This window comes from Beijerinckia sp. L45 (genome assembly GCF_009765775.1).
GTDB lineage: Bacteria > Pseudomonadota > Alphaproteobacteria > Rhizobiales > Beijerinckiaceae > RH-AL1.
This window is the reverse complement of sequence record NZ_LMUU01000098.1, coordinates 29,028-43,418: the sequence shown is the minus strand read 5'-3', so window position 1 is coordinate 43,418 and position 14,391 is coordinate 29,028. Positions and strand designations below refer to the sequence as shown.

Annotated in this window: 13 protein-coding genes, 1 tRNA gene and 1 riboswitch; of the genes, 8 read left to right on the top strand and 6 right to left on the bottom strand. The window is 59.1% G+C overall.

Features of this window, described 5'->3' with window-relative positions; genetic code table 11:
- Positions 1–623 precede the first annotated feature (623 nt).
- From GSQ79_RS10330 to GSQ79_RS10315, 4 genes are read left to right on the top strand one after another with little or no spacing between them, the layout of a single operon-like run.
- Positions 624–1,259, top strand: a complete 636-nt coding sequence (locus tag GSQ79_RS10330) for a hypothetical protein (protein ID WP_158808630.1) — start codon at positions 624–626, stop codon at positions 1,257–1,259.
- Position 1,260: 1 nt separating this feature from the next.
- Positions 1,261–1,521, top strand: a complete 261-nt coding sequence (locus GSQ79_RS10325) for a hypothetical protein (protein WP_158808629.1) — start codon at positions 1,261–1,263, stop codon at positions 1,519–1,521.
- The gene (locus GSQ79_RS10320) at positions 1,508–1,759 is read left to right on the top strand and encodes a hypothetical protein (protein ID WP_158808628.1); all 252 of its coding nucleotides are present in this window, start codon (positions 1,508–1,510) and stop codon (positions 1,757–1,759) included. The genes GSQ79_RS10325 and GSQ79_RS10320 overlap by 14 nt, the downstream gene beginning before the upstream one ends.
- Positions 1,756–2,034 carry a hypothetical protein gene (locus GSQ79_RS10315; RefSeq protein WP_158808627.1) on the top strand — a complete coding sequence of 93 codons (279 nt, stop codon included), beginning with the start codon at positions 1,756–1,758 and terminating at the stop codon, positions 2,032–2,034. Before GSQ79_RS10320 ends, GSQ79_RS10315 begins: the two co-directional genes overlap by 4 nt.
- A 181-nt stretch (positions 2,035–2,215) precedes the next feature.
- Here the strand turns inward: GSQ79_RS10315 and GSQ79_RS10310 are convergent, their stop codons facing one another.
- Positions 2,216–2,752 carry a hypothetical protein gene (locus GSQ79_RS10310; RefSeq protein WP_158808626.1) on the bottom strand — a complete coding sequence of 179 codons (537 nt, stop codon included), beginning with the start codon at positions 2,750–2,752 and terminating at the stop codon, positions 2,216–2,218.
- Positions 2,753–3,052: 300 nt separating this feature from the next.
- Here GSQ79_RS10310 and GSQ79_RS10305 point away from each other — a divergent pair, with 300 nt between their 5' ends.
- Positions 3,053–3,568 (top strand): GNAT family N-acetyltransferase, encoded by a 516-nt coding sequence (locus tag GSQ79_RS10305; RefSeq protein WP_158808648.1) that lies wholly within the window; start codon positions 3,053–3,055, stop codon positions 3,566–3,568.
- Between the two features lie 149 nt (positions 3,569–3,717).
- On the opposite strand, the gene GSQ79_RS10300 is transcribed toward GSQ79_RS10305, so the two are convergent.
- Positions 3,718–4,560 carry a hypothetical protein gene (locus tag GSQ79_RS10300; protein WP_158808625.1) on the bottom strand — a complete coding sequence of 281 codons (843 nt, stop codon included), beginning with the start codon at positions 4,558–4,560 and terminating at the stop codon, positions 3,718–3,720.
- A gap of 1,001 nt (positions 4,561–5,561) precedes the next feature.
- On the opposite strand from GSQ79_RS10300, the gene GSQ79_RS10295 reads away from it, so the two are divergent.
- Positions 5,562–6,386: a phage Gp37/Gp68 family protein gene (locus GSQ79_RS10295; protein ID WP_210253050.1), complete on the top strand. Its 825-nt coding sequence runs from the start codon at positions 5,562–5,564 to the stop codon at positions 6,384–6,386.
- Positions 6,387–6,546: 160 nt separating this feature from the next.
- Here GSQ79_RS10295 and GSQ79_RS10290 read toward each other — a convergent pair whose 3' ends face one another.
- The 4 genes from GSQ79_RS10290 to GSQ79_RS10275 all read right to left on the bottom strand — a co-directional run bounded on the left by GSQ79_RS10290 (position 6,547) and on the right by GSQ79_RS10275 (position 12,062).
- On the bottom strand, positions 6,547–7,890 hold the full coding sequence (locus GSQ79_RS10290) for a site-specific integrase (RefSeq protein ID WP_158808624.1): 1,344 nt from the start codon (positions 7,888–7,890) through the stop codon (positions 6,547–6,549).
- A 121-nt stretch (positions 7,891–8,011) separates the two neighbouring features.
- Positions 8,012–8,087 (bottom strand) — tRNA-Ala (locus GSQ79_RS10285).
- A 166-nt stretch (positions 8,088–8,253) separates the two neighbouring features.
- Entirely contained in the window at positions 8,254–9,621 is a 1,368-nt protein-coding gene (locus GSQ79_RS10280) for a carbohydrate porin (protein WP_246725247.1), read from the bottom strand.
- A gap of 144 nt (positions 9,622–9,765) precedes the next feature.
- Positions 9,766–9,974, bottom strand: a riboswitch (cobalamin riboswitch).
- A gap of 96 nt (positions 9,975–10,070) precedes the next feature.
- On the bottom strand, positions 10,071–12,062 hold the full coding sequence (locus GSQ79_RS10275) for an AI-2E family transporter (protein ID WP_158808622.1): 1,992 nt from the start codon (positions 12,060–12,062) through the stop codon (positions 10,071–10,073).
- A gap of 198 nt (positions 12,063–12,260) precedes the next feature.
- Between GSQ79_RS10275 and cysG the strand changes: the two genes are divergently transcribed.
- Positions 12,261–13,676: a siroheme synthase CysG gene (gene cysG / locus GSQ79_RS10270; protein WP_158808646.1), complete on the top strand. Its 1,416-nt coding sequence runs from the start codon at positions 12,261–12,263 to the stop codon at positions 13,674–13,676.
- Positions 13,677–13,759: 83 nt separating this feature from the next.
- On the top strand, positions 13,760–14,251 hold the full coding sequence (locus tag GSQ79_RS10265) for a hypothetical protein (protein WP_158808621.1): 492 nt from the start codon (positions 13,760–13,762) through the stop codon (positions 14,249–14,251).
- The last annotated feature ends 140 nt before the right edge of the window (positions 14,252–14,391 follow it).

Genomic DNA, 14,391 nt, shown 5'->3' with positions numbered 1-14,391 from the left:
GGTGTCCGCGTGTGGGAATGTGCATCGGACAGCCGAGATCAGCGCCAGCGGGCTTCCCAGGGCGTCGGCGGGCACAAGGGAAGAGGGGGCTGGGGGTGATGGGTTTAGTCTTCTTTGAGTGGGGAGCGGGAACCGATCTCCGCTCATAGTCGGCTTTATGCGTTGGCTCATTGACGGGCGGTACGTATAGCTGTTGACCACCTGAGGTATCTGTCATTGATCTGGTGACGAATAGCCAAGGAATATTTGCACTGAGTTATTTGGCAAAGCATTGTTTGGGTGCGAGCGCTTCAGCGTCGCGCCCTCTTGCGCTGTTATCCAGCGAAGCAATCAGTAGCCTGTATTCTGTTCGCCTGTTATCAGTGCGAAGAAGTCTTAGTCTGTTATGCTAACTTCTCTTCGATTTCTAAAGAGACTATCAATACTACAATTCTAAGGCTTCGAAGTGCAAACGAGGTCACGACCTCCAGGTCAAAATCACCGCGCCGTCCGATCTTTAAATATGGCGTTAAGTCAGGCCTCCGTGGTTATATATACATGCGCGGTCCAGACATCACCGCACATTAAAGGGAAATATGGAACAGACATCTACAACATCTTCGCCGGATTATATTGAACAGGTCATGCTGGCAATCGTCAATCAGCTCACCGCTATCAACGTTCGGCTTGAAAAAATCGAAGCCAGCGGGTCGGCCAGTGGCCCACTTCGCGTGATTGACTATGCCGAGGCTCCAAACATCGGGCTTCCAAGCTTTGATGATATGGTCAATCTTGAATTGACGTTTTTCGATAACGGCAAGAAACAAGGTAAGGCGCAGTTCAACATCAAAGCCGAGGTCAACGTCGCCAAGAAAAGCTTTAAGGAGCGTCGCGATGTGGTCCTGTACGCCGATCTATACGATTTTTGGGAATTTCCGTCGAAGCTCAACAAGCGCAAGACCAGCCTCGCATACCGCGAAGCCATCATGGAAACCTTGAACAAGTACCGCAGCGAGGGCGATGCCGTGATGATCGGAATGTTCTCTGCGAAGGGCGGCACGAAGGGCACGTCCTGGTACGAAGATCAGTACATCGTCGTGCGGCACAACGGCGAACGCAAAATCCTCGACGCCACGTTGTACGTGAACGGTGACCAATACTTCGTTCAGAAGTTCGACACGAAAGTGCATCCCAAGACTGGCAAGCCGTTCGCGCTCGACGCGATCAAGGGCAAAGCCATCGAATACCCTCGCATGGTGCGAACTGGCGAGACAGATTGATATGGCGGTGGATATTTGCGACCTCACCACATACGAGCTGTTCCGCGTTACCAACGGTCGGCTCTACGCTGTCATGAACGGCGTCGTCTACCATGACATGATCTTGCTCGCTGCGACGATCACGTATCACTACGAGCAAGCCGGATTGAGGCCACCTGATTGCGTCAGCCTTTTCGAGTTGGCGTTGTCCTCTGATTTGACGATGCTGCATCGCCAGAAGCACCCGTGGGAAACAAGAGACCAAGCCAATGACGGGCGCTGAAGCCGAAACTCTGCTCGACTACATCGTTGATCAGGTCGCAACCGGCATGATGTCGGAAGCCGAAGCTCGCACTGTCCGGCTGTCGATCATCGAGTCCCTGGTCTTGCCGCCGCATCCCGCCTTCACCACTCAGGATGACGACGCGGCAAGTGACCTCTACGCCGACATCGATACGATCCGCCTGCGCGATGCGAATGTGCGGTTAGCTGACGGTCGCATTTGGAGACTCCAGGAATGATGAGTATCGTCAATGACACCACCATCATCAACAAAGATACGAAACTTTTGCTGCCCTACCTGTTCCGACGCATTGAAGGCAACCGGTTTTCAAAGCTCAATCGTGATTATGTGTCGCTCGATGATGATGTCCGCTTTGTCAGCGACCCAGCCGATACTGTTGGTATCTTCACCAACAAAACAGATCGCAACGACCTCTATCTTTACGATGAAAGCAATGAAAGTCGCATCCATTACAAGAAGCGTCTCGATAGGCTCTTGAAGCTTGCTTGCTGAAGAGAGCGAAGTTTATTGCACCATTTAGATCAAGACTGTATAACTATTCTTGTGAGCCAAGCAGCAATGCCGCTCATAGCCGAATTGCTCCTCGGCTTTCTTTTGTTGTCTGTAAACGATAAAATCTCCACAAGCAAAAAGCCGACGCTCTCCCCTGGGCCGTCGGCTTTTTGTTTGGCAATTATCCGTCCGTACCCTCCAGCACGTACCCGTTGATGTCGAACGGTGTGCGGCTTCCGTCAGGCGCTAGCTTCCATACGCGGGCTTGCAAGTGGTCGATCGCTTCAGAACGAAGTCGGAAACCACGCACGGTCGGAAGTTTCTTACGCCGCCTTGCCTCAAGCCGGTGGGCGCCGTCGATAAGGTAGCAAAACCCCTTCTGATCCACGACAAAAATAACGGGTTCATCGATCCTGTCCTTCGTCATGGTCTTCAAAGTATCTGGATCGAGATCGGTCAGTCTGGCGCTGTTCAGCAATTGCTCGTTGATAGGAAATTCGTCTGGCACGGCGGTTTTCCGTATCAGTTCATGTGCCTTTGTTACGTTCAGCGTGCCGAGGGCCGCATGCGAAAACACTTCGTCGTTAATTGCGGCGCCTTCCCACAAGAAGCGTCCGGCCGGTCCCTCGATGATGTACGAGCGTGGCGGCACCTCCGTAACCTTTGCGCCGAACTCCTCGACCATTCGTATGGCGGTCGCTTTATCAAGCCGGACCATCGCTCACCCAATCTTGCCAGAGCAGCTAAAGGCATGATGTGGTGCCTCCTCGACGATAACGGAAGTCGGCAATAGCATGATGACGACGAGAATGACCGGCGACGAGGTTCGCGCCTTCCGATCTCAGCTGGGTCTATCCCTGGCTCAGTTCGGCACGCTCGTCGGCAGCGGCGACCGAACGGTGAGCCGGTGGGAATCACAGACCCTAGACGCGCCCGTGTGGCTTGGCATCATCGCGACGATGGCGTAGACTGCACCCGATGCGATGGCCACGCTGCGTTCAATGGCTTTCGCCAGAGCATAGCGAGTCGAGTTGTCGTCAGAACTGAAGGTGGTCCCGATAGCGGCGAGCATGTCGAGAGCTATCAACGAGCGCTCGATGAGGTAGCTCGCGAGCGCAAATATCTCGCACTCCTCGAAGCACCGCCGCTGCCACACACCCGTGCTTACGTGCGGAGCAACATCGAGATCGGCAATCCATTCTTTGTTGCGGTGGCCAACGAGGATGTCGTTGGATGGTGCAACATCAATCGCCTTCCATTTCCCGTGCACCGCCACCGAGGAACCTTCGGCATAGGGATTGTCCCTGCCTATCGAGGCAGTGGCCTGGGAACGCGGCTTCTTGGCAAGACGCTGGAGGCAGCGTTCAAGGCAGGCTTCGTCCGCATCGAGGGCGACGTATATACGGACAACGAGCCCGCGATAGCCTTGTACGAGAAAGTCGGATTCGTGAAAGAAGGCATCATACGCGATGCGGTCTTTGCCGATGGTGCATATCGAGACTCTATCTTCGTGGCTCTCATTCGTCGGTCGTGATAACCGAGCAATGTGATCGCGAGGCTCCGAGCCGCAGCAAGCCTCGTCGAGCCGCCCCGCCGTCGATCTCTACGTCTGTAGCGGATTCCCCCTAAACCCCGCTCAGCGAGCCTTATTCGGAATCCTGGCCGTACTCAGCGTCGGAGCAATCAAATAACGATCTGGGGGATTTCGTCGTCAGAATCATGGGTGGCTCCAGCCACCGGATCATCCAGCTCCATCTTCAGCCGAAACTGCCAATCTTTGTCAGCATATTTTCTTCGAACGCGCGCTATGTGAAGGAGCTTTCGTACAGATATGTCATCCATTCGCCACCGGTTCGCAGAGAAGAACGCCAAAGCGTCATTCGACTCCTCAAGCGTAAATGCCTCGACCTTCAGCATTTCTCTGCATATCGCCAGATAGACCGTGTATTCGTATACGTCTTGATGCGTCAGTGCGAGGTTTATCGGTGGGACACGAGAAGTTAGCGCCTTGATCGCTTCACGACACTTCTTTGGAACGTTTGCGGTATCCTTCAAATTTATGTTGGACAGCATCACGAGAGTTAAGCCATCGAAGCAGTAGTGTGTCGTCTTGTTATTGACCGAATACGCGTAAATGCGACGCCCTTCTTTCTCCGGCTGGCACGCGACCATCAGGGCGTGGATTTTTTCCAGGCTGTCCCAAGCGGAATCAGCGTCGTCCAAGAGCGCAATCTGTTTGTTGCGCGCGGCCTCTTGCAGGTTCTGAAGCAAACCAAGCGTCGTAGCTTGTTTGATGACAAGCGGAACTCTCTTGTGGCGCCCCAGCGCTTCTTTGAAGGCTCTGGTTTTACCGATCCCACGTACACCGGTCAGGATATGAGCGTCCCTAACGCGACCCGACGCTATTGCCTCGGCAATATCGTTGATCAGGTCCATCGCTTTGACGACGCCGCTTTCCTCCACTCGTTTCTGCCACTTCAGGCGGTTCAGGTCCTTTGCTCTCGGTCTCTCGATTATTGCATCCATCGTGGTGTGCCTGCTCATTTTGGTAGAAAGGCGCGCGCCCCATGTCATCGGCTTTTGACAGCCAGCGGCATGTGCCGACCGTTCAGAACGGTCGGTTTCGTAAGTTTGTCGCGCCCATCTAGGACGAACGCGACGGGAGAACTGGTCTCCCAAAGAGTGGGCAGGACATAGGATGTCCAAAACCCGGTGAGGTGATGCAGGCCTGCGAACCTCGTGCCGCCGATATGATCGCGTAGTCGAGACCTGTCAAGTCAATCCAAGAAAAAAAATTTAAAGAAAGATTAAACGGAACAATCCAAATGGCTTCCAGTAGAGTAAGCCAATGTATCGGCGCCCCAAGCCGGGTCCAAGTAGAGCATTCTAGACTTCGCCTGTATATCAGGAAGCACACGGATCGGCCAAATGCCGCCAACCCGGAAAGATACGTTACGCTGAATTTTCAGTGGGTGGCCTTTTGTTCCTTGAACTGGCTTTTGCCGAACGGGTGCTGGGCCGTGATGCCGATCAACCAGCCCAATTCACGATCGCCAGGGGATCAAGCGGGGTTTCGGTCGCGCGACGCCCTTTTGGGACTCTTGACGGACCGATTTGACCATGTCTATCAATCCGTACATCCATAGGACTTCGGAAGATTAACCGAAGAACAGGTGTCACTAGAAAATCATCGCGGACGATAAACGCCCGAGGTGCGACGAAACGACAAGACGAGCATCATCGTGCACATGATCTATGTTGCCCAACAAGTGCCGGAACACTACGTCAATGAGCTGCGAGAGTCCTTGGGGGAGCAGGCCTATTACTGCGAAGCCTGCCGACTGTTTGTCACGGATGAACGTCGGGTAGCGGTATACTTGACACTGTGCGTGGTGGCATCGCTTTAAATAGGCAGGAATTCGTGGGGGCAAAGCCCAGCGTACACTGGCAAACGGAGTGGCCGACCTTCGCTACGTCCAAGTCCCTCGCACAAGGAATGATCCGCACGATGGTCCCTTCAATAATGGTTGGTAAAAAAACTGATGGCAGAGGCTTCGAAGATCGAATGGACGGACAGCACGTTCAATCCGTGGATCGGGTGCACGAAGATCAGCCCCGGCTGCGATCGCTGTTATGCAGAACGGCTGGTGACACGATACCGCTGGACCTTGTGGGGACCGCACGGGGATCGCAAACGGACCAGCGCTGCGAACTGGCGCAAGCCGATCCAATGGAATTCGCAGGCTACCGTATTCCAGGCCGAACATAGCCACCGGCAGCGCGTTTTCTGCGCGTCGCTTGCGGATGTCTTCGACAACAAGGCCGATCCAACCACACGCGCCGATTTGTTCGAGCTGATCAAGGCGACGCCTAACCTGGACTGGTTGCTGTTGACCAAACGACCGCAGCTCATGGCCCGCTTCCTTCCTAAGGATTGGGGCAACGGTTATCCGAATGTCTGGTTGGGCAGCACAATGGAAGACCAGGAGCGCTATGATCAGCGCTGGCCACTCCTACGGGACACGCCTGCCGCAATCCGCTTCATTAGCTACGAGCCAGCGATTGGACCGATCGTGCTCGATGCCGGTGGGACTCAACCCGACTGGATCATCTCGGGTGGCGAGAGCGGTCCTGGCTCCAGGCTCATGCAGCCAGCCTGGGCTCGTGCGGTACGCGATCAATGCCAATCCAGGGGCATCGCCTTCATGCACAAGCAGTGGGGCAACTACCCGAGCAATCCAATCGTCGCTGAGGATGGCAAGAGCGCCAAGGACGCCAAGCTGTCCGATCACGACGGCAAAGGTGGCGCGATCCTCGACGGCAGGCTTTGGCGAGAGTTCCCGCGCCACTGACGCGATCCGCGAACTCGTCACAGTGACGCGCTAAAAACCACCTCGGATGCTCGGTGCAAGAGGCAGATCGGTACACGAACATGATCTAGGATCGTGAGCGGCGATCATTTGAAAGGCCCGGTTTGTTGCCGGGCCTTTTTCATTTGCACGATTGGGCTATTCAGATGCCGGTCGTGATCATGTTCATGGCGTCATAAGGTCGCTTTGGGCCGTACCCGCGAAAATACCGCCATGTGATGCCTTTCTTCGCACGCGTCTGCTGATTGCCCTCGTTGCCCTTGAGATCGTCCGGCACGTGTCCGGTTATCGTCTCTATGATCTTCTGCTGAACGTCGTTTTCCGTCCAGAACGTATCCGCCATGTGGCGGAGAGAATGGAGGGTCTTGCCCGAATCGTGCGGGATGCCCAGCGCCACCAGACGCTTTCTGATCTTGCCCTCGATGTTGTCGGCTGAGAATTTGAACAACGAGCCGGTGAATTCGCTTGGCAGCAAGGCCTTCACGGCGTCGGGGCAGGGCAGCACGCGCCGATCGGTGCCTGTTCGCGACTTCGTGCCAACCTCGACGCAAAGATAGCCCTGGTGATGCTCGTATCTGACGATCTGCCACGGTTCCGATTTCCGCATAGCCATCGTCCTATAAATGGTCCAGGCGAGACGTTCGTCGGCGCTCCAGTTGTGGATGTCGTCAGAAATCCTCTTCAGATCATCGTCGTCAAAAACCGTGGGCTGGGGGCGCCGTCCTTGGATGTTCTTTGGATAAAGATCGTTGATCGCGAAGGGGTTGGCTTTGAGCATCGGAAATTGCTCGTGCCCGAGCGCCTTATTGATCATCGCGTTGGCCAGACCAAATTTCGCTTCAAACGAGCTGGTTGAATTTCCCTCTTCAACCAGTTTCGCAACGAAGGCTCGCACGTCGGATGGCTCCAGCGTTGCCAACGATTTGTTCGGCACGACTTCGTGGAGGGTCTTCATAAATTTTGTCATTATCGTCTTTGGGCCGTGCTTCCTATCCCCGGCCCAGTGGTCGAAAATGTCTCGGTCGAGGTCGCGCTTCGGCTTTTCAAGCATGGCCTCTAGCTGAGCGATCTCTTCCGCTTCGTGCCGTGTCCCAATGAGCGTCAGCTCTTTGACCACCGTGTTAGGCACGGCGCCGGTCATTTCTCCCGCTGCATTCCAGTGGACGACCGTCAGTCCATCGGCGGTGCATTTCGAGCGCGAGCCATCATTATCGAATCGCTCTTCGTTCGGCTCGTAATCGAGCTTGCCGGTCATGCGCCCGCGATGGACTTTGGCGTCGTAGGCCCGCGTCAACATCAAGAGCTTCCGATGCTTGATGATGTCCGGCAGCGCGATCTGTAGGGCTTCAAGGTATCGCGACTCAGGCAGTCCGGTGCTTTTGACCACCTGCGCTTTCCAGCCCATCGCCTTTTGCAATCGGGGCGGATATTGCAACTTATAAGAGAGAAGACGGTTGGGACCGCGCGGAAAAAGATACTTCTGCATGCCGTGTCCGAAATTTTTTCGGTGATGTGCCAGAAAAGTTAGACACATCAATTAGCAGCACGATTAGGTACACGCAACGGCGGCACTTCTATTCGCTAAGTGGCTGTTTTTGCTGGTGTTTTGGTGGAGCCAGACGGAATCGAACCGACGACCTCTTCAATGCCATTGAAGCGCTCTCCCAACTGAGCTATGACCCCACGCTTTTTTCGAAGGCCCCTTGGGAAGGGCTCCGCCGTCGCGACTTGCGTCGTCGAGGAGCGCTCGTATAACCGCAATGATCCGATGCGACAAGCGGTTTCGGCAGGAAAACGTCCAGAGCGTGTGCGCGACGACGCGGGCGTCGCGCACACGCTTCGCCAGGGATCAGTAATGCGCCGTAGCGCGCAGGCCGAAGATCGCGGCGTCGCGGATCGGCAGGCCGGTGGCCGGGTCGGCGACGCCATGGGCGCCGGGGTGGAAGATGTACTGGAAGTCCGGCTGGATGGTGAAGCCTGGCAGAATTGCGATCTGGTAGGTCGCCTCGATCAGCGCCTGATAGTCGTGAACCAAGGCGCCGGTCAGAGCGTCGGTCTGCGCGAGGTTTGGCGACGAGCGGCCGTAGGCGGCGGAAAAGCCGGCGGTGTCGTCGGGGCGTCCGGGAATCAGGCCTTTGTAGGAGACGCCGCCGTCGACATAGAAATCGATCGAGTTGCGGTCGCTCGGCGTGGCGGCGATTCGCAGGAACGTCGAGGCGCCCTGGTCGTCGGTGCCGGGCGCCCGATAGATCGCCTGGTCGATCACCCCGTAGAGACCGTCGTTGCCGCGGTAATTTGTCGTTGTGATCGGCGTGTCGAGGGCGGCGAACTGGCCGAAGTGATGGAAGTAGCCGACCTTCACCGTCCCTGGCAGCGCGGTGGCGCTTTTTTCCTGGTTATAGGCATAGGCGGCTTCGGTCATGACCAGTGGCGGGTCCTGTAGTCGAAAATTCGTGCCGCTGTTGTCGCGCACCTGGGGCAGGGGGTTGTTGACGCCGGGGCGGTAGGGACCGGCCGGATCGCCGTCGAAGATCGCGGCGAGCACCGTAAAGTTGTCGAATGGCGTGACCTTGATGCGGGTGCCGAGCGCCGACAGCGGATAGGCCGGGCCGCCGCTGGGCAGATCATCGGCGGTGATCGCCGGCCAGCCGTAGGTCGAACTGACGAACAGCGTGGAGGTCTGGCTGACGAAGAACTCGGTGTCGGCGCCAAGCTGGCCGACGCGCACGGCAATCTTGTCGTCGGCGAATTTTTGCTCGAACCAGGCCTCGTAAAGACGGGTCGAGGGGTAGGCTTCGATGCCGCTGACGGTGAACAGATCCATCGTGTTGTTGCCGCTGAGGCCGCGGCCATGGATCTGAAATGCCTCGGCATGCAGCGCCGCGCCCTTCAGGCTCGCGAGTTTTTCGAGATCGACATCGAGCGTGGCGTCGAGGCGGCCCTCGTATGTCGCGCCGCGCTTGACGCCGCCTGACGTATTGCCGAGCACCTCGCCGATATAGGTAAAGGCGAAGTCGATCCCTTTGGCGTCGAGGAACGCGCGGATGCCGCCGGGATCGCCATAATTCCCGAGAGAACTTTGGATGCTCGGCGTCCCCGGGGGCGGGGAGCCCTGGCCACCCGAGGTTGCTGGTGTTGCGACGGGCGCCTTCGACGCGCTTTCGGCATCGCTCTGGGCGAACGCCGGACTACAGCTGGCGACGGCCAGCAAGGCCATGCAAATGGAACTTGAAATGGAAGACAATCGAAACATTTCTGGACTCGCAGCAGACGTGGGCCGCCACTGCGCTTGAACAAGCACCGCGCCGGATGACCGACAGCCGAACTCATTCACCTCGGAACACCCCGCCCGACGTTTACGCACGTGACCACGGCAGGCGGCAGGTCTCCTGGCTCACAGGTCGTTGCTTCGGACCGACCTTCCCAAGGATAACGCGTCCTCAGTGGTCATGAACGGTCGTCGGCTCGCTGCTTACAGTTGCGGGGGCAGCCACAGCTTTGACCGACTTGCGCCGATCGCACTGCGTTCCCTTTTGATCCCCGAAGGGAACCACCGTCGCCAGGATTTCAACCGCGCCCGGTCTTGTCAATGAACGAGCCGGAATCATTCCAATCTGACGCGCTTTGAAACAGGTTGAAGCCTTTGAGCCACATGCGACGATGGGATTAGGCGGCAAGTTCGACATCCGGCGCGGTGGCCCGTTCCAGGCAGAGCGCCACCGCTTCGCCGAGCGTCGAGACGCAGAGGTCGCTCTTGACGTCGCTGCACAAACTGACGGTGCGATTGCCGGCGTCCTGCTCGGTCCAGAAGGCGGCGACGACCGGCACGTTAGGGATGCGGCGGCGGAGGCGGCGCACCGAGAATCGCGCCTGGGCAATGCTGAGGTCGGCGTCGAGGAAAGACAGCACGATGAGCCGGGCATGACTCTCAGCGAGGTGCGCAAGATTGTTGTTCGACAGGCTCGTCGACGGCTCGACGTGCGCGCCGATCCCGTGCTTGCCGAGAAGGTCGGCCAGAAGCTGCGCCGCCGCTTCATCGAGCGGCGTCCGTCCGGCGATGCACAGCACGGCCATGCTCTCCCGCCACGCCGGATCGACGATAGGTGCGGAAGGCGCTTCCGCTCTGATTCGCTCGCTGCCGGTCGGCGTTTTCTCGAGCGCGGCGATCGGCTCGTCATCGTCCTTGGGCACGGTAATGAATCCGGATTCGGGCTTGTCGGCCTCGCGGTCGAACAGATCTTCCATCAGCTCGTCGACGGTTTCCTTGATGACGATGAGGCGGTCATCCTCCAGCCGCCCGCGACGCACGTCGTTCTGCGCCAGTAGCAGAGCCTGAAGCGCCACGTTGTCGCAATATTCGGTCAGCGTGTGGTCCTTGAGATAGCGGTCGGCGTGGTCGGCGATCTCCGATGCGTCGCCGGCGAGGACGCGCTGGTAGAAGCTTTCGACCGGCGTCAGCGCGGGCGCGTCGCCCAGGATGATGTCGAGAAAAGCGAGACGCTCGACGTGCCGACCGATGACGACCAAGCAAACCGTCAAAGGCGTCGCGAGGACCAGGCCAACCGGTCCCCACAGCCAGGTCCAGAACGTTGCGGACACGACCACGGCAATCGGCGAGATCCCGGTGTTGTGGCCATAGACCAGAGGTTCGACCACCTGGCCGACAAGGGCTTCGATCACGACGAAGAGCAGGGCGGTTTCGATCGCCATGTCCCATCCCGGGCTGGCCGCCGCCGCCAACAGGACCGGGAAGAAGGCCGCGCCGAGCGCCCCGATGTAGGGGATGAAGCGCATGAGGATCGCAAAGCTGCCCCAGAGAATCGCGCTGGGGACGCCGATTATGCTGAGCGCGATGGCGACGACGATGCCGAAGGCGGTGTTGACGAGCATCTGAGCGAGGAAGTAGCGGCTGAGGCGGCGGGCCGCGTCGTTCATCGCCAGTGTCGTGCGCTGGAGATCGCCCGACCCTACGAGGCGGATGAAGCGGTTGCGGAGATCCTCGCGCTGCATCAGCATGAAGACGATGAAGATTGCGACGAAGGCAGCCGTCGCCAAGGGCGACGCCGCGATACCCGCCACCCGTTGCAGGATGTCGAGGATGCCCGGTGCGGGCTCGACAACGAGCACGGAGACGGGACCGCCGGGGACGCTGTGAAGGCCCGCCGGATCGCTGGTGCGGGCCAGAGGATTGGGGCGCTGGGGTTGCGGCTTGTCCGCCTGGGCCGAGGGCGACATCTTAGAGACGTCGGTCATCGCCTCGGTGGCCTTTTTCAGCAGGGCATTGTTGGCAAGGAAGGTCCGTGCGCCGGATACTTTGTCGGACACGGTCGCCTGGTATTTCGGGGCGTCGGCCGCAAGGTCGGAGATCTGCTTGGCCAGCACGATGCCGATCCCGACAGAAATCAGAAATGCCGCAAGCACGACAATGCCGACAGACAACGTCTTGGCGATGCCGATATTGCGAAGCAGCTTGACCAGCGGCGACAGGACGAAGCTGAGAAGGATGGCAATGGCGATGGGAACCAGGATTTCCCGGGCCACGAAGAGTATGCCGACGACCAGGACGACGATGATCAGGGTGGCGAGCGTTTCCAGCATGCGCGCGGCGTCCGGCACGGCTTGCGTGCGGGGGCGCGGGGCCGGAATGAGATCACTCATGAAACAGCATCCTTTGGGCCCTGATGATCTTCGAAACCGCCCTCGAAGCGTCAGAGTTCCCGCGCTAAGTTGGTAAACGGTTGCGCCCCAATGACTTGCCGCTTAGCAACACGGTTTCGCCCCCGCGACGACGCGCGACAGAGTGACGATGTGACACCAACGCTTTCACCCGATGTACCGAGCAAGACCCGCGAACCGATGGGCGAGTTGGCTGTCCTGCCTGTGTTTTTCGCGCTGAAAGGCAAGCGCGTTGTTCTCGCGGGCGCGTCGGAACGCGCGGTGTGGAAGGCGGAGTTGTTGAACGCCACCGGCGCGCAGCTCGACGTCATCGCTGCCGACCCCTGCGACGCCATGCGGGTTTTGCTCGCTGCGTGCCCGAACGCGCAGCTGGTCGAGCGGACATGGCAACCCTCGGACCTTCCTGGCGCGGCGATGGCCCTGGTCGATGCCTATACCGACGACGAAGCCAGCACGTTCCAAGCCGCCGCTAAAGCGGCCGGCGTGCCGATGAATGCGATCGACAATCCCGCTTTCTGCGATTTCCAGTTCGGCGCCATGGTCAACCGCTCGCCACTGGTGATCGGCATCTCCACCCACGGCACGGCGCCGGTGTTCGGCCAGGCCATCCGCGGCCGGCTCGAGACCCTGCTGCCGGCGAACATCCAGGCCTGGGCGCAGGCTGCCCGGCGCTGGCGCGCCCGGGTCGTGCCGCTGGACCTGCCGTTTCACGCCCGTCGGCGGTTTTGGGAGCGCTTTTCCGAGCGCGCGCTCGGCGTGAGCGACATGCCGCCGCGCGACGACGAGTTCGAGGCGTTTCTCGACAGCGCCAAGAGCGATGAGGCCGTGCCGACCGGACGCGTCACGCTCGTGGGGGCAGGGCCGGGCGATCCCGACCTCATCACCCTCAAGGCGCTGCGTGCGCTGCAGGGCGCCGACATCGTGCTTTACGACAACCTGGTCGCGCCCGAGATCGTCGACATGGCGCGCCGGGAGGCGCAGAAAATCGACGTCGGCAAGCGCGGCGGGCGCCCCTCCTGCAAGCAGGACGACATCACCGCGATGATGATCGCCTTCGGCAAGGCGGGCAAACGCGTGGTCCGGCTGAAGGGCGGGGATCCGATGATCTTCGGCCGCGCCAACGAGGAGATCGCCGGTCTCGTCGCGGCCGGCGTGCCGGTCGAAGTGATTCCCGGCGTAACCGCAGCCCTCGGTGCCGCGGCGTCGCTGCAGATCTCGCTGACCGAACGGAATCTTGCGCGCCGGCTGCAGTTCATCACCGCGCATGCCAAAGACGGGCGGCTGCCCGAGGACATCGACTGGGCGGCGCTGTGCGACCGCGGCGCCGCGACCGTCGTCTACATGGGCGTCAAGACGATGGATGCGCTGGTGGCCAAGCTGCTCGGCCATGGCATGGATGCGGCGATGCCGGCCGTCCTCGTCGAGCGTGCGACGCAGCGCGACGAACGCCGCATCGTCGCGACGATCGCCGACATGCCGGCGCAGGCAAAGCTGGCCCACCCCGACGGTCCCTGTCTGCTGATGATCGGCCTCGTCTTCGCTCCGCTTCTCATCCCGCACGCCGAGGCAGCAGGCGCGGCGGCGCTATATACTTAAGGCTTAGCTGGTTCAGTCTTTGTGAAATTGACTCCAAGACTTGCCCTGCTGATATGACGACCTGCATTCAACGGGGGTTGGTCATGGTCAAATCGCTCTTTCTGACGGTTCTTCTCTGCTCCGCCTCGACGATGGCGTTGGCCAAGGATTTCAAGCTTGGCGACGATGTCGCCGTGACCTGGATCACCATGCCGGACAGCTGGGAGCCCGAGGCTTTCGACGACGGTGTCGAAGGAACCTCGCCGGATAAGGAAACCTACGTCGCCGCCGAGATCGTCAAGGCGACCGCGATGAAGGAAGCCGGTGAAGAGGCCGGCAAGTTCTTCGTCAAGAGCAAGATCAAGGTCGATCCGGCCTCCAAGAAAGAGAAGGACACGACCATGAGTGGTCTGCCCGCTTCCGACATCAGCTGGAGCGCCACGGACGCCGACGGACCGACCCATGTCAGCCTGACCATCGTGAAAATCACCGACGATAAGATGCTGCTGCTGACCTACTGGGGCTCGGAAGCCGGCGAAAAGAGCAATGGCAAGGAACTCGGCGCGATCGCCGAGAGCATCAAGCCGATCAAGTAAGGCTGCCGTCCGCTTCGACTTCGCCGGGCGCCTTGCCGCGCCCGGCGCTGCGTTCAAGCCGGCAATGACGGGTTAACCATTGCCGGCTGTTTCCAAACGCAGGATTTTGGTTTAAGGCGTGCTGCATCTGCGAGATGACG

What these genes read in the sequence shown, in the direction of transcription:
- cysG (WP_158808646.1), top strand. Translation starts at nt 12,261, where the DNA reads ATGGGCGAGTTGGCTGTCCTGCCTGTGTTTTTCGCGCTGAAAGGCAAG.
- GSQ79_RS10275 (WP_158808622.1), bottom strand. Translation starts at nt 12,062, where the DNA reads ATGAGTGATCTCATTCCGGCCCCGCGCCCCCGCACGCAAGCCGTGCCG.
- GSQ79_RS10325 (WP_158808629.1), top strand. Translation starts at nt 1,261, where the DNA reads ATGGCGGTGGATATTTGCGACCTCACCACATACGAGCTGTTCCGCGTT.
- GSQ79_RS10300 (WP_158808625.1), bottom strand. Translation starts at nt 4,560, where the DNA reads ATGGATGCAATAATCGAGAGACCGAGAGCAAAGGACCTGAACCGCCTG.
- GSQ79_RS10280 (WP_246725247.1), bottom strand. Translation starts at nt 9,621, where the DNA reads ATGGCCTTGCTGGCCGTCGCCAGCTGTAGTCCGGCGTTCGCCCAGAGC.
- GSQ79_RS10290 (WP_158808624.1), bottom strand. Translation starts at nt 7,890, where the DNA reads ATGCAGAAGTATCTTTTTCCGCGCGGTCCCAACCGTCTTCTCTCTTAT.
- GSQ79_RS10265 (WP_158808621.1), top strand. Translation starts at nt 13,760, where the DNA reads ATGGTCAAATCGCTCTTTCTGACGGTTCTTCTCTGCTCCGCCTCGACG.
- GSQ79_RS10330 (WP_158808630.1), top strand. Translation starts at nt 624, where the DNA reads ATGCTGGCAATCGTCAATCAGCTCACCGCTATCAACGTTCGGCTTGAA.
- GSQ79_RS10310 (WP_158808626.1), bottom strand. Translation starts at nt 2,752, where the DNA reads ATGGTCCGGCTTGATAAAGCGACCGCCATACGAATGGTCGAGGAGTTC.
- GSQ79_RS10315 (WP_158808627.1), top strand. Translation starts at nt 1,756, where the DNA reads ATGATGAGTATCGTCAATGACACCACCATCATCAACAAAGATACGAAA.
- GSQ79_RS10320 (WP_158808628.1), top strand. Translation starts at nt 1,508, where the DNA reads ATGACGGGCGCTGAAGCCGAAACTCTGCTCGACTACATCGTTGATCAG.